Source organism: Variovorax sp. PBL-E5 (assembly GCF_901827185.1).
GTDB lineage: Bacteria > Pseudomonadota > Gammaproteobacteria > Burkholderiales > Burkholderiaceae_C > Variovorax.
Genome location: NZ_LR594674.1, coordinates 28381 through 52280, shown reverse-complemented (window position 1 = coordinate 52280; position 23900 = coordinate 28381). Strand labels below are relative to the sequence as shown.

The 23900-nt window shown below is 63.0% G+C and carries 25 protein-coding genes; 3 read left to right on the top strand and 22 right to left on the bottom strand.

What is annotated here, in order from left to right:
• Positions 1 to 94: 94 nt before the first annotated feature.
• The 7 genes from WDLP6_RS34830 to traJ are packed head-to-tail and all read right to left on the bottom strand — an operon-like array spanning position 95 to position 11919.
• Positions 95 to 4273, bottom strand: a complete 4179-nt coding sequence (locus tag WDLP6_RS34830; RefSeq protein WP_162572151.1) for a zincin-like metallopeptidase domain-containing protein — start codon at positions 4271 to 4273, stop codon at positions 95 to 97.
• A gap of 3 nt (positions 4274 to 4276) precedes the next feature.
• The gene (locus WDLP6_RS34825; protein WP_011171724.1) at positions 4277 to 4654 is read right to left on the bottom strand and encodes a hypothetical protein; all 378 of its coding nucleotides are present in this window, start codon (positions 4652 to 4654) and stop codon (positions 4277 to 4279) included.
• A gap of 4 nt (positions 4655 to 4658) precedes the next feature.
• On the bottom strand, positions 4659 to 6851 hold the full coding sequence (locus WDLP6_RS34820; RefSeq protein ID WP_011171725.1) for a DNA topoisomerase 3: 2193 nt from the start codon (positions 6849 to 6851) through the stop codon (positions 4659 to 4661).
• 8 nt (positions 6852 to 6859) lie between these two features.
• Positions 6860 to 7396, bottom strand: coding sequence for a conjugative transfer signal peptidase TraF (gene traF, locus WDLP6_RS34815; RefSeq protein WP_011171726.1), 537 nt, complete (start codon positions 7394 to 7396; stop codon positions 6860 to 6862).
• Entirely contained in the window at positions 7393 to 9306 is a 1914-nt protein-coding gene (locus WDLP6_RS34810) for a type IV secretory system conjugative DNA transfer family protein (protein WP_015063532.1), read from the bottom strand. The genes traF and WDLP6_RS34810 overlap by 4 nt, the downstream gene beginning before the upstream one ends.
• Positions 9303 to 11495: a TraI/MobA(P) family conjugative relaxase gene (traI, locus tag WDLP6_RS34805; protein WP_015063533.1), complete on the bottom strand. Its 2193-nt coding sequence runs from the start codon at positions 11493 to 11495 to the stop codon at positions 9303 to 9305. The genes WDLP6_RS34810 and traI overlap by 4 nt, the downstream gene beginning before the upstream one ends.
• Positions 11496 to 11529: 34 nt before the next feature.
• On the bottom strand, positions 11530 to 11919 hold the full coding sequence (gene traJ, locus WDLP6_RS34800; protein ID WP_011171731.1) for a conjugal transfer transcriptional regulator TraJ: 390 nt from the start codon (positions 11917 to 11919) through the stop codon (positions 11530 to 11532).
• A gap of 391 nt (positions 11920 to 12310) precedes the next feature.
• Between traJ and WDLP6_RS34795 the strand changes: the two genes are divergently transcribed.
• The 3 genes from WDLP6_RS34795 to WDLP6_RS34785 are packed head-to-tail and all read left to right on the top strand — an operon-like array spanning position 12311 to position 13871.
• On the top strand, positions 12311 to 12709 hold the full coding sequence (locus WDLP6_RS34795) for a TraK family protein (RefSeq protein WP_011171732.1): 399 nt from the start codon (positions 12311 to 12313) through the stop codon (positions 12707 to 12709).
• A complete protein-coding gene (locus tag WDLP6_RS34790; protein WP_011171733.1) occupies positions 12709 to 13434 on the top strand; it encodes a nucleotide-binding protein in 726 nt (241 codons plus the stop codon). Before WDLP6_RS34795 ends, WDLP6_RS34790 begins: the two co-directional genes overlap by 1 nt.
• Entirely contained in the window at positions 13434 to 13871 is a 438-nt protein-coding gene (locus WDLP6_RS34785; RefSeq protein WP_011171734.1) for a conjugal transfer protein TraM, read from the top strand. The genes WDLP6_RS34790 and WDLP6_RS34785 overlap by 1 nt, the downstream gene beginning before the upstream one ends.
• A 70-nt stretch (positions 13872 to 13941) precedes the next feature.
• On the opposite strand, the gene WDLP6_RS34780 is transcribed toward WDLP6_RS34785, so the two are convergent.
• The 15 genes from WDLP6_RS34780 to WDLP6_RS34710 form a co-directional block, all read right to left on the bottom strand.
• The gene (locus WDLP6_RS34780; protein WP_220812009.1) at positions 13942 to 14592 is read right to left on the bottom strand and encodes an IncP plasmid survival protein KfrC family protein; all 651 of its coding nucleotides are present in this window, start codon (positions 14590 to 14592) and stop codon (positions 13942 to 13944) included.
• A 30-nt stretch (positions 14593 to 14622) separates the two neighbouring features.
• Positions 14623 to 14967, bottom strand: coding sequence for a KfrB domain-containing protein (locus WDLP6_RS34775; RefSeq protein WP_015063536.1), 345 nt, complete (start codon positions 14965 to 14967; stop codon positions 14623 to 14625).
• Between the two features lie 16 nt (positions 14968 to 14983).
• On the bottom strand, positions 14984 to 15592 hold the full coding sequence (locus WDLP6_RS34770; protein WP_011171676.1) for a Fic/DOC family protein: 609 nt from the start codon (positions 15590 to 15592) through the stop codon (positions 14984 to 14986).
• Positions 15589 to 15777, bottom strand: coding sequence for an antitoxin VbhA family protein (locus WDLP6_RS34765; RefSeq protein WP_011171677.1), 189 nt, complete (start codon positions 15775 to 15777; stop codon positions 15589 to 15591). The genes WDLP6_RS34770 and WDLP6_RS34765 overlap by 4 nt, the downstream gene beginning before the upstream one ends.
• A gap of 64 nt (positions 15778 to 15841) precedes the next feature.
• Positions 15842 to 16858, bottom strand: coding sequence for a DNA-binding protein (locus tag WDLP6_RS34760; protein ID WP_011171678.1), 1017 nt, complete (start codon positions 16856 to 16858; stop codon positions 15842 to 15844).
• 194 nt (positions 16859 to 17052) lie between these two features.
• Positions 17053 to 18126: a transcriptional repressor gene korB gene (locus WDLP6_RS34755; RefSeq protein WP_011171679.1), complete on the bottom strand. Its 1074-nt coding sequence runs from the start codon at positions 18124 to 18126 to the stop codon at positions 17053 to 17055.
• Positions 18123 to 18896 (bottom strand): ParA family protein, encoded by a 774-nt coding sequence (locus WDLP6_RS34750; RefSeq protein ID WP_162572150.1) that lies wholly within the window; start codon positions 18894 to 18896, stop codon positions 18123 to 18125. The genes WDLP6_RS34755 and WDLP6_RS34750 overlap by 4 nt, the downstream gene beginning before the upstream one ends.
• A complete protein-coding gene (locus WDLP6_RS34745) occupies positions 18893 to 19201 on the bottom strand; it encodes a transcriptional regulator KorA (RefSeq protein WP_015063537.1) in 309 nt (102 codons plus the stop codon). The genes WDLP6_RS34750 and WDLP6_RS34745 overlap by 4 nt, the downstream gene beginning before the upstream one ends.
• Before the next feature lie 161 nt (positions 19202 to 19362).
• The gene (locus WDLP6_RS34740) at positions 19363 to 19884 is read right to left on the bottom strand and encodes a DUF2761 domain-containing protein (protein ID WP_162572163.1); all 522 of its coding nucleotides are present in this window, start codon (positions 19882 to 19884) and stop codon (positions 19363 to 19365) included.
• Between the two features lies 1 nt (position 19885).
• Complete coding sequence (kleE, locus tag WDLP6_RS34735; protein WP_075122821.1) at positions 19886 to 20209, bottom strand: KleE stable inheritance protein; 324 nt, start codon at positions 20207 to 20209, stop codon at positions 19886 to 19888.
• A 116-nt stretch (positions 20210 to 20325) separates the two neighbouring features.
• The gene (kleA, locus tag WDLP6_RS34730) at positions 20326 to 20583 is read right to left on the bottom strand and encodes a stable inheritance protein KleA (protein ID WP_011171685.1); all 258 of its coding nucleotides are present in this window, start codon (positions 20581 to 20583) and stop codon (positions 20326 to 20328) included.
• Between the two features lie 190 nt (positions 20584 to 20773).
• Entirely contained in the window at positions 20774 to 21031 is a 258-nt protein-coding gene (locus WDLP6_RS34725) for a helix-turn-helix domain-containing protein (protein ID WP_011171686.1), read from the bottom strand.
• A 14-nt stretch (positions 21032 to 21045) separates the two neighbouring features.
• Positions 21046 to 22452 carry a hypothetical protein gene (locus tag WDLP6_RS34720; RefSeq protein ID WP_011171687.1) on the bottom strand — a complete coding sequence of 469 codons (1407 nt, stop codon included), beginning with the start codon at positions 22450 to 22452 and terminating at the stop codon, positions 21046 to 21048.
• 47 nt (positions 22453 to 22499) lie between these two features.
• Complete coding sequence (locus WDLP6_RS34715; protein WP_011171688.1) at positions 22500 to 22934, bottom strand: antirestriction protein; 435 nt, start codon at positions 22932 to 22934, stop codon at positions 22500 to 22502.
• Between the two features lie 96 nt (positions 22935 to 23030).
• The gene (locus tag WDLP6_RS34710; protein WP_015063519.1) at positions 23031 to 23315 is read right to left on the bottom strand and encodes a hypothetical protein; all 285 of its coding nucleotides are present in this window, start codon (positions 23313 to 23315) and stop codon (positions 23031 to 23033) included.
• Positions 23316 to 23900: the final 585 nt, after the last annotated feature.

Here is a 23900-nt window from a genome sequence, read left to right as displayed (position 1 = left end):
GAGGCGGCAAGGGAGGCTGCGGAGCGGTAGGGAGGGAGGGAGGAACCCGCTCACACAGTGCAGCCATTATGCGGGCGGTTCGTTAAATCCGTTGTCAGATTTTCGCAGCGCGGCGCGGCTGCAACGGTTGGTCCTGTCGTTGCACGCGCTGTTGCTGCTGCTCGATACGCGCCTGGTGCTTCTCGATCACGTCATGGACGGCGGCCCGCACCTGGCGGTCGATCCCTTCCTTGCCCAGCACGCTCTTGTTCGCCAGGTCGTTGAAGTCGGTCTTGCCCTTCATGTGATCGAGCGCGGCAAGCTGCTGGTCGCTGAGTGTCGTCCCGGTGCGCTGATGCTCCCTGAACTTGTCCGGGGTGACGGGTGGAAGGCCAGCGGGATAGCTGTTCTCGCCCGGCGCAAAGATCGGCAGCATTGCCTTGCCTCCGGTGATCTTCGCGGCCTCCTGGGCCTTCGCCTTGCCTGGGTTGACGCCCTGCGTCAGCTCCAGGTGGCGGTCATCGTCGCCGGCGATGATGACGGGCTTGTCCGGGAATTTCTCGTGCAGCGCCTTCGCAACGGCCGGCAGGTTCCCCGAGTCGAACGCGGCCACGGTGGCGAAGCCCAGCGATTGCGACAAGCTGCCGGCAGTCGCATAGCCTTCACCGATCACAAGGGCGGGGGCCTGGGCCAGCGCATCCATGCCGCCGACGACATGGAAGCAACCTTCCTTGCGGCTGTCCTTCGCAAACCGCTTTGTGCCGTCCTCCTGGATGTATTGCATCGTCCACTGCTTGCCGTCCACGTCCGTTGCGGGGATGTAGGTCTTCTGGCCTGCGCGGTCGGTGAAGACGCCGGCCTGCGGCTCGATGCCCTTGGCCTGCATGTAGGGCGTCGGCTGCTCGACCGGCACCAGGTCGGCCATCTGGCGGCCGACACGTTGCGCGGTCGCTTCGTGGGCCTGAGCCTGCTCGGCTTCGCGGGCCTGCAGCTTGGTGGCGGCCTCGGCCGCCATGCGTGCCTTCTCTTCGGGATCGAGGGTGTAGCCCTTGGACTTCCATTTCATGTCGATGCCGGTCTTGTTGTTCTTCATGTAGCCGGCAGGGTGTCCGTCAAGATGGCCGACATAGAAACCCGAGCCGGCTTTCTCGCTGGGCTTCTCGCCTTCCACGCTGATGCGGTGTTTCTTGCCGTCCATGATGGGATGCTCGCCGCTGACCACGCAGCCGATGGAGCGCAGCGCATCGGCAAACTCTTCCTGCGGCGTCATGGCCGGCCCCTGCTGGTCGGGCACGTTCTCGGGCTTCCAGCGGGCCAGCTTCTCCATGTCGGCCTTCGGGCCGGCATACCAGGACTTCGCTACCTTGTCCCACTCGGCGCCGGCCGCCTTGGCCGCGATGCGCTCGCCGTAGGGAACAGCCAGGTATTCCCGCTCCTGGGCCGCTTTGCGGCCCACGGTGGGGCCTTCGGTCGTCTGCACGGCCTGCGGCGCGTCTACGGCGGCCGTAGCGGCCCCCTGCGCCCATTTTGCGAAGGGGCCTGCAGCGACACCGGCCGGAACGTACCAGGACTGTTCCTGCCGGTCCCACTTCGCACCCAGCGCCTTCGCCTCGTCTTTCTCGCGGTAGGGCACTTGGATGAAGGTCTTTTGCGCCTGGGCCTCGGCCTTGATCTGGCTCGGGGACTGCGCTGCCGGCGCTGCGGCCTGCTGCTGGCCCCGTTCCCGCTCGAACTCGGCGATTCGGCGCTGCATGTCGGCATCGTTGAGCATGGCCGCGCCCTCGGCATCCTTGCGGGCCTCTTTAGCGGCTGAAATTTGCTCGTCCGTGCTGTTCGGGTCGCGGCGCACCGCGTTTTCGAGCACGCGGGCCAGCTTGGCCGCCTGCTCGTGCGGGTTCTGCTCGGTAATGGCATCGACCATGCGCAGCTGGTCGGCCAGCTCGTCGGCCTCGGTGACGGATGGGAAGTCGGCCAGCCACTGATGCGTGCCGTCCTCGTGCTGCGCGTAGACCCCGAAGAACTCCGGTTCAACGCCAAGGGAATGTGCTGCGGCGACGTGAGGCTTGCCGTCGATCTGTTGCGTCACGTTGCCCTGCACATGGATTCGACCGTTCCAATCGGCCGGCATGTCCACGCCGAAGCCTTCCTTCGCGCTCTGCTGGAACGATGCCGGGCTGATGGTGCGTGCGTCGGCCGTCAAGATGATGGCGTTGCGCCGCTCGGCCAGCTCGAATTTCTCGCTCGTCTGCAGGGCGGCCGGGTCGGACACCCGCGTGACGGCTTCTAGTACGCGCTCGATGTAGGCCGCCTCGGCCCGCTTGGCTTGTTGTGCTTGCATGTTCGCCTCCTGCTGCTTCCCTTCGTCCAACATGGCGGCAACGCGGACGCCGTAGGAATCCTGAATCGACTTATCGGCCCGTGCGGCGGCGGCTGTCGCAATTCGGGCGGCCTGCTCGGCCGTCGCACCTACTGGAATGAGCGCGCCATCTGCCGCCACCACGTTGCGCCCTTCGCTGAGGTACTGGAATTGCAAAGTGCGGTTGATGCCATCGCCGGCCGTGATGAACGCATGTGCATCGTTCTTACCGTTCACCGTATCGAACGACTTGGACGCGATGGCAGCGCCATCGCTGCGCACCCAGCCGGCCGACTCCAGCGCGGCCACAACACTTTCAGCTTGTGTCTCCGGCAGCGCCTGGCGCTGCTGCTGCTGGTCCTGCTCCTGCACCTGTTGCTGCTCCAGGCCCAGCACATAGTCTTGAATCTTCTCGGCATCTGCAGCGGCCCGGAAAATCTCCAGCGGATCGTCCTGCAGCGCCTTGATCCACGAACCCACATAGGCGACGTGCTGGCCGGGATCGTGGCCGATGCCCAGCTCGTCGCCCAAGATCATGCTGGCGATTTCCGCCCGCAGCTCTTCCTTGGCGTACCCCTCGGACCCGAATGGATTGGACAAGTCTCGATCAAGGCGCGACTCGTGGCCGGTCCAGTGGCCCAGCTCGTGGAGCGCGGTCGCGTAGTAGTTGTCGGCCGTGGGGAACTGCCCCTTGTCGGGCATGTGGATGCTGTCCGTCGCCGGGCGGTAGAACGCCCGGTTCTGCTCGCCGTGGCGGATCACGGCACCGGACGCCTGCAGGATGTGTTCGGCGCGCTCCACGGCCGTCCAATCCTGTTGCTTGCGCGGTTGCAGCGGTGGAAGCCCGTCGATCTGCTCGGCGTTGAACACCGTCGCAAAGAACACCCTCGGCCGCTCCAGCTTGACCGACTGCTTGACCGGCTCGCCCTGTGCATCAAGGACGGGCTTGCCGTCCGCGTCGGTCTTGATCTGCTCGTCGCTGAACTTCCAGTATTGGATCGGCGTTCCCTTCTCGCCCTTGCGCACCTGGGCACCAACGGCAGCCGCCTGCTTGTAGGTCATCCAGCGCTGGTCGCTGTGGCCCTGGCTCATGAGCTGGATAGCGTTGATGCCCCGGTAGCGCTTGCCGGTGGTCGGGTTCGTCGGAATGAAAGCACCAGGTTGACCAGGCTCCCACGGCTTTTGCCATGGAGCGGTGCCCTCTTTCAATTGCTCGATCAGCTTCTCGGCCACTGTCTCGTGAAATGGCTTTTTCGGCTCCATCTTGTCGTCCCTTCTGAATAGCTCGTTGATCTGCGGAAAGGTCTGCTGCGTCCTGGATCGGTCGTGCAGGCCCTGAGCGACGACGCACACGATGTTGTGCAAGTCGTCCGCCTGCATGGGCCGCACGCGGGCGATGCAGGTTTCCGCGAATGACTGCTGGCCCTTCTGCCGCACCTGGTCTGTGCCCTGGGCGAAGAGGTCCGCGCCCTGGTGATGGCTTGGCTCGATGCCCTCGCAGTACAGGGCAAAGACTTCCTCGGCGCGCACGTCCACGGGATAGCCGGCGTAACGCCGGTCTATGTCGTCCCATAGCGGTTTGAGGCTGGGTTCCTCGCGGGCGGCCACCAGGCCGTCCAGCAAGGCACGCTTCTCTGCCGGCGCGAAGGTGTTGGCTCCGTAGTGGCCCAACACCTCGTGCCGCAGCGTCAGCAGCAGGTCGCCGGCATCCTCCACGTTCGCCAGGGGCACGTCCACGCGGCCACGGTAGGCACGGCCGGCGTGCTGCGTCTCCTTCGGGACGTAGCCGCCTTTCATGTCCTGGGGCACTTCGGCGGCTCGCGGCCCGTACAGCTCGGCGGCGTCCTCGCGGAATTTGTAGGCCAGCTCAAGCGCGCCGGGGTAGTCGCGGACAAAGGCCCGCGTCACCTCCTGCGCCTCGGCTTTCGTGATGGGCATGGATCAGCCCTCCTTGGCCTTGCGTGCGGCGGCCTGGGCGACCGACTCGCCGGGGCGCAGCTCGTACAGCTTGCGGGCGTTGGTGGTCGAGACGATGCGCGGGAGGTCTGCGCTCGGGCCGTCATCGTCAAGGAATGCCGGCTCCAGCGACCCATCGCCGGCCAGGTCGGCCAGGTCGTCGGTGCTGGCGAGGGCATCGCCTTCGCTCAAGGCGTCTTCTGCGAACGCGCCGGCACGGTCGGCCTCGTCGGGATCGAATTCGGCCTGGTAGCCGGGCGTCTGTGCATCGGTCAGCTTCTCGCGCAAGGCTTCCGCGCTGGCTGCGGCGTCGTCAATGGCCGGGATCACTTCGGCGGCCTGGTCGTTGGTTTGCTGGGTCATGTCATCACTCCTTCGGTTTGCTGTAATCGGGCTTGCCCTTGATGTCGGGATAGGTCTGTGTGCATGTCGGGTAGTTGCTGCAACCCCACCAGAACATGCCTTTCTTCTTCGTGCTGGCCCGCCTAGACAAGCCGCTGCCGCAAGCCATGCACTTGTGCAGCTCCGACACCTTTGGCGTCTCTCGCGGCACGGGCTTGCCGGCCTTGTCTTCGCAGACGAACTTGCAGCCATCGGCGAAGCCGGTGCATCCCCAAAAGAACTCGTTCTTTTCCTTCTTCTTGATGCGGCGCAACGGCTTGGCGCAGAGCGGGCAAGGGTGCGTGTCAACCTTGATTGCCAGCCCGTTTTCCTTCACGCCGGCCACCTCGCCAGCGATGTAGTCCATCAGCTCGCGCACGAATGATTCGGTGTCGCGCTGGCCGGCCTGGATGGCCTTCTGCTGCTCATGCCAGAGCGCGGTCATGTCGGGGAATTTGGCCTGGTCGGGCAGGGCGTCGTAGAACTCTTCGGCCGTGGGTGTGGGCACGATGTTCTTGCCTTGCTCGACCAGGTAGGCGCGCTCGAAGAGCGTGGCGATGATGCTGTCTCGCGTGGCCGGCGTCCCGATGCCGCCATGCTCGCCTTCCTTGCCCTTGTCCTTCTCCAGCAGCAGCTTGCGCAGGCGGTCGTCGCGGATGTACTTGGCAACGCGGGTCAAGTCCCCTAGCAGGGTCGCCATCGTGTAGAGCGGCTGCGGCTTCGTTTCCTGCTTGGCGGCCTCGGCATCGACGCAGACGCCGGCCTGGCCGTCGCGCAGCGTGCGTATGTCGATGGACAGGTCGTTCTCGTCGCCTTCCAGGTCTTCATTGCCCGCGTCGTTCTTGTAGAGAACAAGCCAGCCTTGGCGCGTGGTGACGTTGGAGCGCACGGCGAAGCGGTGCCCCTCGGACTCCACCAGCACATCGGTCTGGTCGTATTGGTGCTTGGGCCAGAACTGCGCGATGTAGGCGCGGGCGATCAGCAAATAGATCTTCTGTTCCCCCTCGCTCAACGCCGCCAGGTTCGCCGTCGCCTCTGTTGGAATGATCCCGTGGTGGGCGGAAACCTTGGACGAATTGAAGGCCCGGCTCTTGATCGAGGGATCGGCCCGCTGCGCAACGGCGGCCAACATGGGCGCGGTCTGCGTGATCGCCGCCAGCACGCCCGGCGCGTCCCCGTGCTGCTCGTCGCTGAGGTATTCGCAGTCGCTGCGGTTGTACGTGATGAGCTTGTGCTTTTCGCGCAGCGACTGCGTTATGTCCTTGGTCTGGTCGGGCTTGAAACCGAACTTGCGGGAGGCATCGGTTTGCAGCTTCAACAGGTTGTAAGGCAAGGGCGGATGCTGTTCTTTCTGCTTGGTGTCGGCGCTGACGATTCGCGCAGGCTTGCCCTTGACGGCATCCGCGATGGCCTGGGCATGCTGCTCTTCGATCAGCCGGCCCTTCTCGTCCACTGGATCGGCTTCAACGATCTGATACCGCGCAGGGAAGGCAACGCCTTCGACCTCAAACCGTCCGGTGACGTTGTAGTAGTACGCCTTCTTGTGGGCCTTGAATGCCCGCGTGCGGCGCACGACAAGGCCGACGATGGGGGTCTGCACCCGGCCCACGCTCATGACGCCCTGGTAGCCCTTCTGGCGGGCCGCCAGGGTGTAGGCGCGGGTCATGTTGTAGCCGTAGAGCTGGTCGCCCACGCTGCGGGCCTCGGCGGCGGCCGACAGGCCGGCGAACTCGCGGTTGTCGCGCATGCTCTCCAGCGCCTTGCGCACAACCTTGGTGTTGTTGTCGTTGATGAGAACCCGCTTCACCGGAAGAGTGCAGCCGGCGTACTCCAGGATTTCATCGACAAGAAGCTGCCCTTCATCGTCGGGGTCGCCAGCGTTGACGACGCTGCTGGCTTTCTTCAACAGGCCGAGAATGACCTTGAGCTGGTCCTTCGCGCCCTTGTCACCGCTGGGCTTCTTCTTCCAAGGAATATGGGACATGGGCAGGTCGTCCATGTTCCATTTGCTGTATCGCTCGTCGTAGTCCTCGGGGTCCAGCAGTTGCAGCATGTGGCCGTAGCACCAGGCCACATAGTCGCCGCCGCAGTCGTAGTACCCGTCCTTGCGGCTTCCGCCTCCCAAGCCTTCGACAATGGCTTTCGCCAGGTCGGGCTTTTCTGCAATGAACAAACGCATGGTGCCTCCTACCAGGTGATGACCGGGACGATCACGGTCTTGATTTGCGAAACGTTGACCGGCCCGAAGTAGCGGCCGTCGAACGATGTGCCGCTCACGTCCGACATAAGCAGCACCTCGGAATTGCCCAGCTCGTAGCTGTTGGTCTGGTAGCGCGGCAAGGGCCGGCCAGCCTTGTCGGTCTTGAGCGGTGCGCTCAGTGGCAGCAGTGCGCCATTCACTCGCACGCCGTCATCGGCCACGGTGACGGCATCGGCTTTAGCGGCTAAAACCTTTTTCATGAGGTAGCCGTAGCCGCCAGGGCAGAACCCGCCCCCGATGTAGCCCCGTTCCTTGGCGTCACCGAACACGCCGACTTGCGGCGGGCAAAACATGACGTAAGCGCCCTTCTCTACCGGCGCGCTGCTTGCCCAATAGAGGCCGACGGGAATGCTCTTCGTGGTGTTGACGCGGGCACCGGCTGCATAGCAGGCAACGCCCAAGGCGAGCACGGCAGCGCCGCCGATGGCGGTGCCGATGGTGATCCGTTTCAGCAAGCGGCTCATATCGTGATCCCCTCCCCTGCGGGCGCGACAAAGCTGTTACGCAGCTTGTCGCTGTTCTTCGGTGCGGGAATCGCCGCCCGCGCCTGAAAGGTCGGGTCTTGGAAATACAGTGGCTGCTTGCCGTAGATCGCGGGATAGCCCGCGACGTACACCACCATGTCGCCGGCCTTTGCAATGTCGCCGCCCTCGGTCTTCACCGGGCCGGGCATGCGCAGGCACTCATCGGGCGTGAGCAAGGGGCGCTGAACTTCCTGGATCGTGCGCGACACCTGGCCCAGCAAAGCGCTCGTGCGCCGGCCGCTGGTGGTGATCTGCTCCTTCGCTACGGTGGTCTGGCCGGTGAGCTTGGAAAGATGCTCGGCCGTCTCAACGCGGTTCGGTGGGTAGGCGTTCTGGACGTGGCAGTTCGACGTGATGCTCTCGTCGTGGCCGTAGCCGGTTTCGCGGCTCTTGAGCTGGTTAATGTCCTGGCAAATCAGGTAGCACTTGATGCCGTAGCCGGCCACGAATGCCAGCGACTCCTGCATGATTTCGAGCTTCCCCAGGCTGGGAAACTCGTCAAGCATCATCAGCATGCGGTGCTTGTAGTGCGCCACCGGACGGCCGTTCTCGAAGTCCATCTTGTCGGCCAGCAGGCGAACGATCATGTTCACCATGACCCGCACCAACGGCCGCAGGCGGGCCTTGTCGTTTGGCTGCGTGACGATGTAGAGACTCACCGCGTTGTCGTGGTGCATCAAGTCCTTGATCTTGAATTCGGACTTGCTCACGTTGCGGGCCACGATGGGATCGCGGTACAGGGCCAAGTAGGACTTGGCGGTGGACAGCACCGATCCTGCTTCCTCGTCGGGCCGGTCCATCATGTCGCGGGCGGCAGAGCCGACAACCGGGTGGACCTGGCCGTCTACGTGGCTGTAGGTGGTCATTTCCATCCACAGCTCGCCAATGTCGCGGTTGGGGTCGGCCAGCATGGCATCGACGCCGGGCAGCGTGGCCGGCGTGCCTTCGGCCTTGGCCTTGTAGAGCGCATGCAGGATCACGCCGACAAGCAGCGCCTGGCTGGTCTTTTGCCAGTGCGATTCGAGGCCCTTGCCGTCCGGGTCAACGATCAGCGTTGCGAGGTTCTGCACGTCGCCCACTTCGTTTTCCGTGCCAAGGCGGATTTCATCGAGTGGGTTCCAGCAAACGCTACCGCTGGCCGTCGCCGGCTCGAAACGCAGAACCTTGTTCTTCGCATGCTTCTGCCGCCATCCGGCCGTCAGCGCCCACAGCTCGCCTTTCAGGTCGGTGATGACTGCGCTATGGCCCCAGGACAGCAGCGTAGGAACCACCAGGCCGACGCCCTTGCCGGAACGGGTCGGCGCATAGCAAAGCACATGCTCCGGCCCGTTGTGGCGCAAGTAGTGCTGCTTGCCCTTCTTGTCGATCCACGCGCCCACGTAGACGCCTGAGCTGGCCGCCGCATCCTTGCCGGTGATGGTTTGCCAGAACGACCGCGCACGCGGGATGAGGCCGGCCGCCTGAATGTCCCTGACGTTCGCCCAGCGGGCCGAGCCGTGCAGGTACTCGTTCACCTTCGATGAATTCGCCAGCACCATCTTGGCGACAACCAGGCTGATGAGGCCAACGCCGGTAATCGTGACGCCGATGCTTCCGGCGCGCATGAAGGCGTCGGGGTACTGGCCGTACCACTTGCCGGCCCACTGGACGATTCCCCACGGCGGGTAAATGTGGTTGATGTGCGCGCCAAGCGCGGCCTGGTACTTGAAGTCATGGGCGAAGAACTGCGTAGCAGCCTGCAATCCGCCGCCAAGGGACAGCACGGCCAGCGCCGGGATGACCTTGCCAGGCCCCTCCTTCTCGGCGCGTACCTGCGGCCCTACCGCGTTGTTGAACCTGTCTTTTGTCATCTGCTACGTCCTTTCGTCGTTTTGATGGAACCCTGGGGGGTCACGGTGATGGCATCACCAACGGCAAGGCGCTTGAGGCGTCGTGCGGTCGGCTCATCAACTGGCAGCACCATGACTTCCTCGCCGCGTGTCAGAAGGGCCAGTGATTGCCCCTCGACCTGGCGGATGCCGGCGAAAGTCGCGGCCCCGTCCTGCCCGTCAGTATAGCGGGAGTGCTTCGGTATATCGAATCCTTTAAGGCGCTTGCCCTCCCGCTCCGCTATGTATTTGTCGGCGGCAGCGGCAACCTGCGGGCTTAGTCTTCCTGGCCCAAAAATATCCCGTCGCAGGCCGTCAACTGGTTTGGCTCCTTGTTGCTCCACGTCACCAGGAACATGACGCGGCAATAGCACTTCACTTCCGCTGGCGAGCTGAACCACACCGAGTTGGGACAGTCTTCGCAGACGGTTTTGGCTTTGGGGCGGCGGCTTTCGTCCAACGCGGCCAACGTTGGGCTTGGTGGTCCGTCCGGCTGCGGCGGCTCGTGGCTGTCCGGCTCGGGCGGCTCCGGGGATTGCGGCAATGGCTGGTCCACTGCCGCTAATGCCGCCTCCAGCAGCTCGTCCTCGGTCGGTTCGGTCATGGTCGTTCTCCTTCGTGGTTGCTTGGGTCAATAGTTCTTGACGGCGGCGCTCCAGGGCGTCGTCGTCAAAGGTGATGGGTAATTTCGAGGCCGCCGCCGCTTGGGCGATCTGCTCTTTGAATGCCGGCGTGCCGCCGACGCTGATGCGGTCGCCGTAGCGATCCATTGCCATGCGCAACGCGGCCTGCATGCCGTCCTGGTCGGCCCCGCGCGAGACTTTCAGGCGGTCGCCATCGTCGCGGACGGCGGTAGGGCCGACGCGATAGATGATCGTGCCCTTCTTCGTCACGCTGTCCTGCTCTGCAGCGGCCGCCTGGGGCCGCAGCGGCCCCGTGCCGGCCACGGTGTTGCCCTTGAGGCCCTGGGCAGCATCGCGGGCGCGCAGCGCCCCTAGCGCCTCCTGGTCGCCCTCTGCGGCCTTGGCGCGCAGCCAATCGGCCCACGCACGGCGCTGGTACTTCTCATGTATCTCTTGCCGTTCCTTGAGGTACTGCTTGTTGATCTTCTCGATCTCGGATTTCATGGTCTTGCTGGTGGCCGAATACATCAGCTTCTTGCCCACGCCGGCCCCTGAAATCAGCTTGATGGTCGAACGCTTGAGCCGCCCGCTACGCTTCGCGGCTTCAATGAGGCGGTCTTTCTTCGCCCTCGCCTTCTCCCATTCGGCCGTGCGCGATCCGCTGATGGTGAGTTGATCGGCCTTGTACTTCGCGTGCAGCTCTACCGTGTTGACACGGGACCGCACCGGCTTCTTGTCGTACTGTTTGCGCGGCTTCTGCGCTGCGCGCTCCAAGTGCTCGGCCGATGGCTCGAAGGTGCCCAGCCTTTCTTCCAGCTTGGCCTTGGAGAATTCGCGGCCGATGGAACTGGCCTTGACGGCAAGGCCGTCAGCGGCTTGGATCACGAACCCATTGCCGCGCTCGCGCAGCTCCAGGCCGTTGTCCCGCATGACCTGGTGCAGAGCCTCCCACGACTGCGCGGCCTGCATGTCTGCGGCGCATTCGCGCTTGACCCAGCCCTGCAGGCTTTCGACGCCTGCATGCCGCTCCATGTCTTGGGCGCGGCCCTCCGATACCAGCTTGTTCCCCTGGTGGTTGTCGCGCTCCAGGCCGTATTCGCGTTCGAGCTTTTCGCAGAGCTGCCCGAGCGTGTGATAAGCGTTGAATGGCTCCAGGATCGTGTAGCGCGTTGGGTGAATCTTGTTGATGGCGATGTGAATGTGCAGGTTGTCGGTGTCGTGGTGAACGGCACTGACGCGCTGATGCTCGCCAAACCCCAGCCCTTCGCATATCCGCGCCTCGATGGCCTTCAAGGTCGCGTCGTCGGGTTGCTCGCCTGGCCGGAAGCTGACGATCAGGTGATACGTCTTGTCGGCCCCCGACCGGGTGTTTTGCGCCTGGGTGTTGAGGACTTCGGTGATCGCCACTTCGGGCCGGTCTGTGTGGCAGTTCGTGACAGCCACGTAGCCCACGCGCTCGTTCTTCGCCTGTTCGTCGGTGATGTACTTCACCAGACCGGCGAAGTCACTCTTCTGCACCGTCTTCATGGAAACGTGCTTTGCGATCACGGCCACCCCCCGCAATTTTTAGCGGCTAAAGGGCTCATCGCTTCACCCTTGGAGTGACAACCTCCTGCATGACCTCGTGCATGCGGTCCTGCGTGGATTCGATCCTCGACAACAGGGCGAGGATGGTCGTCTCTCCAAACTGGAGCGTCCTCACGTCATCGGTGAGCCACAGCTTCAGCAGCCCACCCAGCCGCCCAAGGTCGCCATTGATGCGAGCAAGTTCTTCAACTCGCTTGTTGTCCAGGATGCCGGGCACCTGGTAGCCAAGACCCACGTTCCGCAGGTACGCCGCCACGGGAAGCCCGACCGAAGCCGCCAGTCGTTTGATTTCGGCTTCCTCGTCGGGAAGCACGGGGACGCGCAAATGCCGGCCCGCTTTGCGGGTCGGCATTCGCGGATCGTCGCTGTTTCTTGTCTTTGCCATTGGCCTCTCTTTAGCGGCTAAAGCCGCGCACCTCAGACGGCGGTAGCCGTCAGCCTCGCAGAGCAGGATTCCCCGTTGAGCACGAAGTGCGAATAAGGGGATAGTGAAGATAGATAACCGGCTTTCCGGTTAGCTAACTTCACCTATCCTGCCCGCCTTTCGGCGGTATGAACACCAAGGAAAGCATACACCACCGCGCCGCATTTAACCGCTGTTATTGCGCTGAAAGCTAACCGATATAGCGAAAAAGCGCATAGGATGCCTATAATCAGCCTCAATCGCCTTGTTTCAGCGCACTGTCAGCACATTGACAGCGCTGTAACAGCGATCTTTTTGCGATCTAACGCAGTGCTAGAGTTGTACGCAATAGGAACGACATGGAAAACGAACGATGCCGAAGAGCTACCCCGAAGAGCTGGCCGAATGGGTGAAAAAACGCGAAGCAACCAGGCCGAGACAGGACAAGAACGTGGTGGCGTTCTTGGCCCTCAAGAGCGACGTGCAGGACGCAATCGCGGCCGGCTATTCGCTTCTAACGATCTGGGAGCATCTGCACGAGAAGGGGAAGATCCCGTATCGCTACGAAACCTTCTTGAAGCATGTACGCCGGCACATCAAGGGCCGGCCTCCTGCGGTGGTAGACGGCCAGCCATCGACGCCACCAGACCCGCCACGTCCACCCGCTGCAGGCAAGACCGCTGCACCACGGCCGCAACAACCAACGAAGTCAGCGCCAGCTCCGGCCGGCTTCAAATTTGACTCTCAACCGAAAAAAGAGGATTTACTGTAATGGCGAAAATTCACATGGTTCTGCAAGGCAAGGGCGGGGTGGGCAAGTCGTTCATCGCGGCCACCTTGGCACAGTACAAGGCAAGCAAGGGTCAGAAGCCACTCTGCATCGACACGGACCCGGTGAACGCCACGTTCGCCGGCTACAAAGCCCTCGGGGTGAAGCGCCTCCAGATCATGGAAGGCGACGAAATCAACCCGCGCAACTTCGATACCTTGGTCGAATTAGTTGCGCCGTCGAAGGATGACGTAATCATCGACAACGGGGCCAGCTCGTTCGTGCCGCTTTCGCACTACCTCATCAGCAACCAGGTGCCGGCACTCCTGGCAGACATGGGGCATGAACTGGTCGTGCATACGGTCATCACGGGCGGCCAGGCTCTTCTTGACACCGTGAGCGGCTTTTCGCAGCTCGTGAGCCAGTTCCCCACGGAAGCAATTTTCGTGGTGTGGCTGAATCCGTATTGGGGGCCGATTGAGCACGAAGGTAAGGGCTTTGAACAGTTGAAGGCATACACGGCCAACAAGGCCCGCGTTTCGGCCATCGTGTCGATTCCAGCCCTCAAGGAAGAAACCTACGGCCGCGATCTGAGCGACATGCTGCAGGAACGTTTGACGTTCGATGAAGCCCTGGCGATGGACTCCCTCACGATCATGACCAGGCAGCGGCTCAAGATCGTGAAGGGCCAGCTCTTCGGCCAGCTCGATAGCGCAGCGGTGCTGTGATGGCCGACCAGGTAGAGGAACTCATCAAGGAGATTGCCGCGAAGCACGGCATAGCCGTCTCGCGTGATGATCCGATCCTGGTCCTGCAGACGATCAACAACCGGCTGATGCAGGACAGCTCCAAGGCGCAACAGGCCCAGCTCGATCAGTACAAGGAAGAGCTGGAGGCCCTGGCGCTCCGCTGGGGGACGGACGCCAAAGACAAGGCCGAGCGCATCCTGAATGCGGCACTGACCGCAAGCAAAGGGGCGATGGACAAGGCCATGCAGGAGAACGCCAAGAGCACGGCAGCCACGGTGCGCGCCGAGGTCGATGCAGCCTTGGGCCGTGTCGCTGGCCAGGTCAAGGATGCGCGGCGGATCGGCCTGCTGAACGTGCTTGCATCGTGCATCACGCTCGCGGCGGCGGCGGTTGCGTTGTGGGTAGCGCTGCGATAGCGCAGCGCCTGCAGGCGCGCATAAAAAAGCCCGGCATCGCCGGGCTTCTTTTTTTGGGGATGCGGCGCAGCTAGCGCGCCTGCGAAAGCCCTAGCCGCACGCCTCGGCCGGTTCGTTCGATCTGCTCTCGACGCTCGCGGTCCTGAGCCTGCTTTTTCTCCTGCTCTTCCTTGCGCTGCAGGGCTTCGTGCCGGCGCTGCGCTTCGCGCATGTCGGCCCATTCGCTGGCAAGCTCTGGCTCTTGAGCACGCAGCTTTCGAGCGGCAAGCTCTTCGATGCGGGGGGAATGGATGCCCATGCCCTCCTTGATTTCACGGACGGTTTCTAGCCGTCCATGCAGGCGCTGCAAGGTGGCTTGCTGCTGCTGCATCTGCTGTTGCCACTTGGCACGGGTCGAGGGCAAAGCAAGCATGCCCGGCTGCTTGGCCTGCGCCTGCTGCATCCGGGATTCTTGCCGCTCGATCAGGTCTTCAAGCCGGTCCTCGATCCTTTCCGCCTGGTCGTGCTTCGCCTCGACCTGCGCCGCGAAAGCGGCGCTGTATTGAGACTCCAAGGGGGAGGCTTCAAGCAAGGCCGCTTGCTCGGCCTGGGCCTCCAGGGCGCGATCCTGCAGGGCGTCGGCTTGAACCTCTGCGTCTGCGCCGGCCTGGCGGGCACCGGCAAGCGTGGCGCGGGCGGTTTGCTGCGTCTGCTGCTGCAGTCGCTCCCTGGGAATGCTCATGGCCTTGGCTCCTTTTTAGCGGCTAAAGCTTCATCGGGACAACCCTCGCCCCAGCTTGATGGATGACGGGGCGACTTGCGCCTTGTCACCATCGTATTTGATGCTGGAATTGCTCCCGATTTCAGGTACTTTATCGAAATTCGTCCGGTCATGCTGGACGAACTGTTTGCCGACCTGTTGATACACATGATCTTTGTCGGCATGGACGATCACTCCATCGTGGCTCTGGCTCTTGTCGGCCTTGGTGGATAGGTGGATGTTGTAAATCCCCGGCTTGATCGGGCCGGCTTTTTCGACCTTATCCGTGGCCCACTGTCCTCCCTGCTCGCTCTGAACGAGCCTCTGCCCGTTCATCACAAGAAGGCGCTGTTTCATTCCAATACTCCTAGACTCATGGGTTAAAAAAAAGCTGGTCTGGCATGCCAGCGCGAATAAGGCCAGCCATACCGCTTGAGTCGCCGTTGTAGGCCTCGATTGACGCCTGGGTCATGCTGGCCTGACTGACCCCGCTCCAGTCGATCCTGTGGCCCGCCTGCTGGGCCAGTTGCCCGATGAACTCACGCTGCGTCCTGCCGTTCCCTTCACGGAAGGGATGAAGCACGTTGATTTCCCCGAGATAGTGGCCGGCCCGCTTGCTGAACTCGTCGGCATCGAGGCCGCGCAAGAGCTGTTCCTTGGCAAGCTGCCCAAAGAGCTGCTGCGCCGCGCTCTGGATCGCAACCTGCCGGGCAAACATGGTGCTGCCTTTCGAGATTTCGACCTGGCGGATTTGGCCCGCCCAGTCGTACACGTCGCCAAAAAGGCGCTTGTGAATTCGCTGCAGGTGCGCTAAATCGAATTTGCCTTTAACGGGCTGCTCGCGCAATTCGCTGGCCCGCAAAAAGGAAAGGGTGGATTCGGCTTTATCGAGTCCACCCTGTTCCTTGATTCCAAGGAGATTGCGGAGAACACCCGTTTCGCTGTCCAGGTAAGGATCGCCGCGATCCCCGGCGTATTTCATGCCATTTCTAGCCGCATGCGCGCCTTGTACTGGTCCACGGCGGCACCGATGGTCATCTCGCCACGCGCCCAGCGCTCGGCGTCGGCCACGGCCTGCGCATCGGGCTCTAAGCCCTCGATGCGCTGGCTCGCAAGGGCGCTTTGCACCACGGCGCGGCGCTCGGTCTGTTCCTGCTCTGCGATCATGATTTTTGCCCCTCGGATGTAGCTGCCAAACAACATGCCATTTTAGCGCAAAACCCCCGAAATATCAGTCCTTTTTGGTACGTGAAACGGCCTTATCGGCTTTTTCCGAGTCTCGGAATGCGGCCATCAATTGCGTGTGCTGCTCCTTGAAGGCTTCGAGCTGGCCGCGCAGCCCTGCCGCCTCTTCCCGCGCCGCAGCCGCGTCCCGCTGCGCCTGGTCGCGCTCGGCCTGGGCACCAGTGAAGCGCTCGACCATGCGCGCCGCTTCCTGGGCGGCCGTCTTGCGCTGCTCCTGGTGCGCCTCTGCCTGGGACTCCGCACGGGCCTTGACGCCGGCCAGCTCGCTCCGCAACGCCTCGACCTGGACCTGAGCCTGGCGTAGTTGGTCGGCCAGCTTGACGCCTTCGGCCTCGGCCAGCTCCTGGCGCTGCTGCACCTTGTCGCGTTCGGTGCGCAGGCTATCGGCCGTGGCCTTGGCCTGGGCGGCGGCAGTCTCGGCCTCGGCGTGCGCGTGATCGAGTTCGGCGCGCAGCTCACCCGCCCGACGCTCAATTTCTTCGGCCCGGCCCTCGGCCACGGCGGCCCGCTGCTGCATGCCCAGCAGGGCGGTATGCCCTTCCTCGATCTGCTGCCGGCTCGCCTCGGCCAGCTCGGCCGCCTGGCGAGCCGCCGCCTCCAGCTCGGCAATGCGGCCCTGCGCCGCCTCCAGCTCGGCCGCCTGCGACTCGTAGGCGTCGGCCATCTGTTTGTTCAGCGTCTCGGCCTCGATGCGCTCCGCGTCCCAGCCCGCTTGCGCAGCCCGAAGGGACTCGTTCGCCAGCTCCTGGGCCTCCTTCCACAAGGACGCCAGCGCGGCGCTGCTGGCCTGCTGAACGGCCTCGGGCACCTGGACGGCCACCGGGGCCGCCTGGGCGGTCTGCGCACGCCGCCATTCCTTCATGCCAGCGCTGGCGTCGTTCATGTTGACGCGGGCGACCTTCCGCACGGCATCGACCGTGGGAAAGGCGGCCCGGCCGGCCTGCTCGTAGAGCGAATCAGCGGCGGCAAAGATGCGGTCGCGGGTGTCTTTGGCAAGTTCCATGGTGCGCGGCTCCGGGTTGAGTAATACGATAATAAGAGTTATATTATTATTATTATTCTTACCTGTCAAGCGTTTAGCTAAACTTTTTTTAGCGGCTAAAACCGTGGGACGAAAAAAAACCCGCCGGGAGCGGGCGGGCTTGTGGGGTGCGGCGTGGGCCTGGGCGCGGCCCTGCGGGGGAATCAGGGCTTGGTTTAGCCTTCCAGCAGGGCCACCAGAGTGACGCTGCTCAAGTTGGCTTCAAACTCTTGGCCGTCATCCTCGTACTTCAACCAGGCGAAGCCCTCGGCCGGTGGGCGACGGTTGAGGATCAGCCGGGCAGGGCGTTCGTTGTGCTGCACCTGGACGATGGCCTTTTTCAGCTTGTCGGGGTCGGGCTCCTTCTCTTCCTTCTTGGAGTCAGAACCTGAACCCTGCTCGCCGTCGCCAGCTTCGGCGTCCGTCTTTCCGGTGAGTACGTCTACCGTATTCGGATCGCGGTCGTCGTCCTCGTGCTTGCGCTTGTCGTCCAGAAACTCGCGCAGCAGCTTGACCGAACCCCGCGTGATTTCCTGGTTCTCATCTTCCAGCCAGTCCGTGACCTCCTGCGGCTTCTTCTTGAACGCCGTCACCAGCTCGTTGACCACGGTAACGTCCTTGACGCGGCCCGAGTTGAACGCCTCGGCAATGGGATCAGGCAAGTCCAGCAGCGCGGCATGCTGCGTCACGAAGGCGGGCGACTTGCTGATGGCCTTGGCAATCTCGCCCTTCTTGACTCCCTTCGCCAGCTCGCGGCCGATGTAGTCGGCAATCTCGCGGGCCGTCAGTTCATTGCGCTGCAGGTTCTCCACCACCTGGTCGGCCTCGTTGTAGTCGTTGTCGATGAAGCCGGGGATCGTGGCCTTGTCGGCTCGCTTCGAGCCACGGAAGCGACGCGCGCCGTGGTTGATGAGGTAGCGACCAGGCGCATCCGGGTTGTCGCGCACGGAAATGGGGGTCTTGACGCCACGGAGGCGGATCGAGGCGGCCAGCTCGTCCAGGCTCTCGTCGGAGAAACCGGGGTTGTCCTCTGTGCGCGGCTGGTGCGGGTCTTCATCAATCAGGCCCATGTCCAGGTCCAGCGGCCCGCCACCGTTCGCGGCGGCCGTAGGGCCGGCCAGGAGCGCCGACAGGTCGCCCATGCCCTCCAGGCCCAGCCCACCGGCTTGCGGCTTCGCCTCGGCCTCGGGAGCGGCCTTTGCAGGCGTCTTCGACTTGGGGGCAATCTTCTTGTTTGCGGCGGTGCTCATTGCGCGATCTCCATCTTTTCAAAAACATAGGCGGCCAAAGCGCGAACTTCGTGCGTGGCCTTGCGGGCGGCGGTCTTCCTGATCTTCCAGACGGGCACCCCGGACGCCAGGGCGTCGGCAATGCTGCTGCGCAGGCCGATGCTGGCCGGCGCCATCAGCTTCGGATAGGCCGCCTGTAGCTCGACCTGGTGGCGCACATGGCGCGGGTTCCTCGCGTCTACCTTGGACGGCACCATGCCCAGGAACTGCAGGCCGGCGTTCTCCTTGCGGACGTTCATGATCGTGGTCAGCATCATCTTGATGCCCTGAATGCTGTACGCCTCCAGCTCGATAGGGGACAGCACGCAATCGGCTGCGTAGAGCGCGGCCACCAGGGCAACGCCAAGGCCGGGTGCCGTGTCGATCAGGCACACGTCGAACCCTTGGCCAGCCAGCGCCTTGAGGTTGGCTTTCAGGTTCTGCTTGGCCTTGTCCAGCGGCAGAAAAACGGCATTGGCCAGCTCGGGATCTGCTTCGATCAGGGCCAGGCGTGCGCCGTCGCTATCGGCCGCGGCTGCGCCTCGCCAGCCATCGGCCGGCACCGGACCAAAGAAACCGCTCGCCCGAGCCTCGATCTTGTACTGCGCCAGGGTGAAGGAGGCATTGGCTTGCGTGTCCAGGTCGATTACGGCAACGCGAAGGCCACGCTCCAGGAAGTCGAACGCCAGGTGAACAACACTCGAAGTCTTCCCGACTCCGCCTTTCTGTTGAGCGACGACCAGGGTTTTCATTTCTTGGGTTCCTTCTTCTTTGTCGCCGCGTCCTCGGCCCACTTCTTGACGATGAACGCCTGATGCTCCGGCAGCACTGCCGAAACCCGCTCGTACCCCTGGGGTACGTTCTTGGACGAAAACGCCGTCCACACCCTGCTCACGGCCTGCGAGACTGCCCCTTTGGTCAGTCCCAGCGACGTGATGAAAACCGCTTGCGGCTGGCCCAAAACCAGCACGCCCCGCGCTATTTCGATGGTCTGCTGGCCCACGTCCAAGCCCTTTATGCACGCCTGGAACTGGGCTTCGGTTAGCCGTTTCTTCATGGATTGCACCCATATCATTGACTCCGCGCCTAGTTAAAAAAAGCTGGTGACAGCCAGCACCCATAAGACAAAGTTTAGCTAAACTTTGTCCTTGAGTCAAGCGTTTTAGCCGCTAAAATTTTCTTTGGCACGAAAAACGGCCCGAAAAAACGGGTCACCTGTTAATGCGCCTTTGCCTGGCGGATTGCGCGTACTGCCGCACCCCTGGCAAGCGCTTCCCGCCAGCACTCGGAATCGAGACTGCACGCGCTGCGCGTAGTGCCGTCCGGCATGTCGTAGAACACTGCCGGGCGGCTCTCGATGAGGCTTTCGATGCGCAAGGCCGATGCATCAAGCCCAAGGTCGCCCGCAATCACGGCCAGCGCCTCACGTCGCTCGTCTTCCTCCTTGGCGTTCAACCGGGCCGCGTCAGCGGCACCCAGGAAGATCGTCATCAACGGCCCGACTGTCGAAACCGAACCGTTGGCAAAACAAATGTCATACGACCCACCGGCCGCGTGTGGATCAACACCTTCCACCAGCTTCCACGGGTCAAGGCCCCATTCCTCCGACTTCTGGCTGTACCAGTAGGCCGGTGCATCGCCGTTCAGGTCGCTATCGGCGTAGGCCCGGACCAGCACCGCCACCCGGCCCGTGTTCGGGCACACGTAGCCAAGCGGATAAGGGCGCAGCATCTTCGTCATGTCAAATTCCTTTGGGCTTGTAGATGGATACGAAATACGTCAAGGCCACCAGCACAGCGAAGTGCGCGAGGAACGTCCAGCCGGCGAAAACGCCCGGCGTGTTCCAGTGGTAGACCATGCGGATGAACTGAAAAAACACGTCAATCGAGACGATCCATTTCAGCAGCGGCCACACCAGTACGACGACAACCCAGACGGCCTTGACCACGGGCGCGAACAGGCCCCGGCGCGGCGCGGCAGGCGCTGGCTTCTCCTGCGCTGCCGGCTCCGGTGCGACCTCGGCGGGTGCCTCGGCCTTGCCTGGAAACTTGATGATGTTCGTCATCGCTTGACCCCTTTTCGCATTGCCTATCCAATGCAGGGTGCAACCGCGCCTATGGTTGGGCCTTTGGTGTGACAGCACCAGGGCCGAATGCCCCGGATCACTCCGGGGCGTTCCTCCTACCAATCAGCTCGGCGCTTCGCCTGCTCTACTTCCTCATAACCCCATTTCCCCTTGGCGTCGCCCTCCAGGCTCAACGCTGCGTAGTACGCCTTGGCGCGCAGCTCGGCCGCCTTGTTCAGCAACCCCGTTGCTTGCTCTGTCAACGCCGCTGCTTCGTCCATCACTACAGCGATTTGATCGCGTCGAGCGGGAAAGTCGGTAGCGGGTGCGCCTGCAAGTTGATCGACCCACGGCATGATCGGTGCCTTGTTCATCGGATGGTTCTCCGGTTATTGACCTGAGCGGTATGCCCGGCCTTCTAAGTAACATGATAGGGCAAAATGCCCTAGCTGTCAACTGATTTAACGAAAATATTTTCGCTAAATTGCCGTGAAAATCTTCTTCCTTGGCGTAAAAATTCGGCGCAGCCGGGGTATTCATGGCTTTAGCCGCTAAAGCGGCTAGCTAGTCCTTCTTCCAGATTTGGCCCAAATTGCCGAAGTCGCACAGCAAGGCCCATGCGGCATAGGGGATGGCCGAATCCCCGCCGATCCAGCGGCGTACGGTTCTATCGCCCTTTGCCCCCAGCCCGAGGGCTTTCGCGGCTTGGCCTCCCGTGAAGCCCGCCGCTTTCAGCGCCTCGCGCACCTCTTCGCCGGTCGGCTGCTCCCAGCCGTCGTTTGCGGGCCGCAGGCATTCAAGCCTGATATTTGCCTCTGACATTGCATTGCTCCTGGTCATAGGATGCGCAAGGCATCCATGCTGTAAATCGACTCAATACAGCGCGGGTCTGAATCCACCACGCGCCGCCCATTCCGGTTGATTTTGTACGTTACGGGTCGATCCTCATGCGCGAACACCTGGCGGGTGTCTGCGGCAACTCTGGTCACGACCACTTTTTTGCCTATGTCCTTGGCGAAAACAGGATGGTGGACGCTCTTGATCTGGCACCGAACGCCCTTGAAAAACGCCTCTGTCGCCGGGGGTTCCTCGTAGTAGTAGTCGTCGCTCTCGGCAGCAGGGGAGGGCGCTACGTCTTCTTCCTTGGCGTCGATCCGGGCCGGCACGGCCTTGGCGGCCCCCCTGGCCGCCTTGACTTTCAGGCGCGCAGCTTCGGCCCACTTCTTGACGATGAATGCCTGGTGCTTGGTCAGGACGGCATCCACCAGCACGAACCCGGACGGCAGTGGTTCGGCCAGGTCATCGGCTCCCACCGGCTCGATGGCCCGCGCCCGCCTGGGCGGTTGCGCCATGCCAGCCAGCCAGGGGCGCACCGGCTTGGCGGCATGCCTGTTTTGCGCTTCGGCTGTCAGGTAGCGACGATGCGCTTTGAGATAGCCGGCGAACACGGCGGCGGCCACCTGGTCAACGGTCATCCCGCCCTGTGCCGTCTCGAAATGCGAACGGTAGCCCGTCTCTGAGATAAATGGCCCGTCCAGGTCAACGACATGGAACGCGAAATGCCGATCCAGCAGCGAACCAAAGCCATCACCGACTTCCACCAGGCAGCGCACGCCGGCCGACTCCATCAGGAATTCCCCCGACTGGCCCCACATCGGCACCACGCCAGGCGCGGCGCTGCAATGTAGCTCGATCAACGTGCCGGCCGCCTCGGGGTTCGCGCCATCCTTGCAGCCTTGGTACGTGCCGCCGTTGAGCTTCCAAATGCTCGCGTCGTAACGATTCGCGGCTGCTTCGGCGGCAGCGCCGTCGCTGGCCAGCACGGCCGCGTGACAAGCGGCCACGGCCTCGGCCGCGACCGCCAGCAGGCCGGCCCGCTCTTCGGGCAGCTCGGCCGCCAGGTCCGCCGCCGCCTCGTCGCGCTCGCGTAGTCGCTCCTCGACGCCCCCGGCCTTCTTGGCGCGCTTCTTGGTCTTCACGGCGGCCGGCGCTGCCGGCGTCGGATGCTTGACCAGGTGCGAGTCGATGCACTCCGGTTTTCGGTCGTCGTCGCAGAAACGCAGGCCGTCCACCACGCAGCAGCCCGGCAGGGGGTATTGCATCCAGTATTCGGGCTCGGGGTAGGGGTGCAGCAGCTCGCCGCACGCATGGCAGCGCTCGGCTGCGCCCACGTCCCCATCCGCGAGAAGGCGGCCGGGCTCGATGGCCGCATTGCGCCGGTCGGTTCTGTCTTCATGATCCATGATCGCGCTCCAGGTGGCCCCAGCCTTTCGGCTGGAGCCGGCCCCCTTTAGTCGATCGCTCGGAAGATTTCTGCGGCCTCGGCGTGGTCGCGTGCGAAGTCGCGCAGGAAGTGGTAGCGGTCGATCAGCACATCCGCCACGTCCGTGCCCTGGTTGTCAGCGGCAAGCTGGCCCAAGGTGAACAGGGTTGCGACGATGCCGGCCGCATCGGCCGACAGCTCGCCGCTGTACCCGTTCCCGTCGACCTCCAGGCACAGCCGGCCAGTCAGCTCGGGCGCGAGATAGAACCCGCCGTTGCTCAGTTCGTAGTAGTTCCAGAACCCGCCGTTGTAGTCTTCACTGAGCCGGCGCAGCCAGGCATACACCAGCGATTCGCCGCGCATCATCAGGCGCGGTCCGAAGTAAGTAGGTAGGAAGGTAAGCCGGCGATTACTGGCGACCAGGGACGCGGTGACGGGTTGGTTTGCTTGGGTGTCGTTCATCGGAGTTCTCCGGTTGTTGACCTGGGCGAAATGCCCGGCCTTCAAAATGAATTATAGGGCAAAATGCCCTAAGTTACAGCAATTTAGCTAAACTTTTTAGCCGCTAAAGCGGGAATCGTTGGCCGCTTTGGCTTGGCCGCGCTCGACGGCCTGAGTGATGCGTTCCTTCACGGCCTCGACAGCCTTGCGGAACTGCTCCAGGTCGTAGGGCGTGGCGCGCTTGCATTCGCAGTGCTCGACCTCGGCCAGCACGCGGCCGGCGACGGCTCGCCAGTTGTCCAGCTCGTGGGCACCGACGCAGGCGTGGTAATCGACGTTCGCCAGTCGAAACAGGTGATCGGCTTCGGCACGAAAGGCGGCCACTTTCAAAGTCTTGCTCATCGGAAATGCTCCGGTTGTTGACCTGGGCGAAGCGCCCGGCCTTGCCATCAATTATAGGGCAAAATGCCCTATTCCGTCAACCCGTACCCGCGTTTCTTTGACACTTGAGGGGCCACTTCTCCCAGCAATCCGGCTAACGGTCGCCGGCCCTTTTCCCCTTGGAGTAAAACCTTGCGTCCGTTGCGCTGCGCGGTCCTTCCATCGTGGCCGCGATGGTTGAGCTGCATGGAGAGTTGCAGGAGTCCAGAGGGGCGCAGCCCCTTTGGGCATAGCGCAGCGACCTAGAGACGAAATTAGGGCTGTTGCAGGCGCTTGCGCCTGTTTGGTAGCCCTCTGCGCCGTTAGGCGCAGCTCGAATGCAGGTGAGGCCGAAGGCCGAGGGGCGCAGCCCCTGGGGGGATGGGAGGCCGCTTGCGGCCGGGTGGGATCGAGAAGGGGGGTCTCCCCCCTTCGGCGCGTGCTTTTTAAGCACGCAGGTTAATAACTACGGTTTATAAAATTTGGTTTAAAAAGTGGTTATAAAGCGGTTAGCGCATCGGAAAACATGCCGTAAGTCGTTGATACGCCAAGAAAAAAGCAAAACCG

Coding starts and splice junctions, on each gene's coding strand:
- WDLP6_RS34830 (WP_162572151.1), bottom strand. CDS start 4,273: ATGCCCATCACGAAAGCCGAGGCGCAGGAGGTGACGCGGGCCTTTGTC.
- WDLP6_RS34825 (WP_011171724.1), bottom strand. CDS start 4,654: ATGACCCAGCAAACCAACGACCAGGCCGCCGAAGTGATCCCGGCCATT.
- WDLP6_RS34820 (WP_011171725.1), bottom strand. CDS start 6,851: ATGCGTTTGTTCATTGCAGAAAAGCCCGACCTGGCGAAAGCCATTGTC.
- traF (WP_011171726.1), bottom strand. CDS start 7,396: ATGAGCCGCTTGCTGAAACGGATCACCATCGGCACCGCCATCGGCGGC.
- WDLP6_RS34810 (WP_015063532.1), bottom strand. CDS start 9,306: ATGACAAAAGACAGGTTCAACAACGCGGTAGGGCCGCAGGTACGCGCC.
- traJ (WP_011171731.1), bottom strand. CDS start 11,919: ATGGCAAAGACAAGAAACAGCGACGATCCGCGAATGCCGACCCGCAAA.
- WDLP6_RS34795 (WP_011171732.1), top strand. CDS start 12,311: ATGCCGAAGAGCTACCCCGAAGAGCTGGCCGAATGGGTGAAAAAACGC.
- WDLP6_RS34790 (WP_011171733.1), top strand. CDS start 12,709: ATGGCGAAAATTCACATGGTTCTGCAAGGCAAGGGCGGGGTGGGCAAG.
- WDLP6_RS34785 (WP_011171734.1), top strand. CDS start 13,434: ATGGCCGACCAGGTAGAGGAACTCATCAAGGAGATTGCCGCGAAGCAC.
- WDLP6_RS34780 (WP_220812009.1), bottom strand. CDS start 14,592: ATGAGCATTCCCAGGGAGCGACTGCAGCAGCAGACGCAGCAAACCGCC.
- WDLP6_RS34775 (WP_015063536.1), bottom strand. CDS start 14,967: ATGAAACAGCGCCTTCTTGTGATGAACGGGCAGAGGCTCGTTCAGAGC.
- WDLP6_RS34770 (WP_011171676.1), bottom strand. CDS start 15,592: ATGAAATACGCCGGGGATCGCGGCGATCCTTACCTGGACAGCGAAACG.
- WDLP6_RS34765 (WP_011171677.1), bottom strand. CDS start 15,777: ATGATCGCAGAGCAGGAACAGACCGAGCGCCGCGCCGTGGTGCAAAGC.
- WDLP6_RS34760 (WP_011171678.1), bottom strand. CDS start 16,858: ATGGAACTTGCCAAAGACACCCGCGACCGCATCTTTGCCGCCGCTGAT.
- WDLP6_RS34755 (WP_011171679.1), bottom strand. CDS start 18,126: ATGAGCACCGCCGCAAACAAGAAGATTGCCCCCAAGTCGAAGACGCCT.
- WDLP6_RS34750 (WP_162572150.1), bottom strand. CDS start 18,896: ATGAAAACCCTGGTCGTCGCTCAACAGAAAGGCGGAGTCGGGAAGACT.
- WDLP6_RS34745 (WP_015063537.1), bottom strand. CDS start 19,201: ATGAAGAAACGGCTAACCGAAGCCCAGTTCCAGGCGTGCATAAAGGGC.
- WDLP6_RS34740 (WP_162572163.1), bottom strand. CDS start 19,884: ATGACGAAGATGCTGCGCCCTTATCCGCTTGGCTACGTGTGCCCGAAC.
- kleE (WP_075122821.1), bottom strand. CDS start 20,209: ATGACGAACATCATCAAGTTTCCAGGCAAGGCCGAGGCACCCGCCGAG.
- kleA (WP_011171685.1), bottom strand. CDS start 20,583: ATGAACAAGGCACCGATCATGCCGTGGGTCGATCAACTTGCAGGCGCA.
- WDLP6_RS34725 (WP_011171686.1), bottom strand. CDS start 21,031: ATGTCAGAGGCAAATATCAGGCTTGAATGCCTGCGGCCCGCAAACGAC.
- WDLP6_RS34720 (WP_011171687.1), bottom strand. CDS start 22,452: ATGGATCATGAAGACAGAACCGACCGGCGCAATGCGGCCATCGAGCCC.
- WDLP6_RS34715 (WP_011171688.1), bottom strand. CDS start 22,934: ATGAACGACACCCAAGCAAACCAACCCGTCACCGCGTCCCTGGTCGCC.
- WDLP6_RS34710 (WP_015063519.1), bottom strand. CDS start 23,315: ATGAGCAAGACTTTGAAAGTGGCCGCCTTTCGTGCCGAAGCCGATCAC.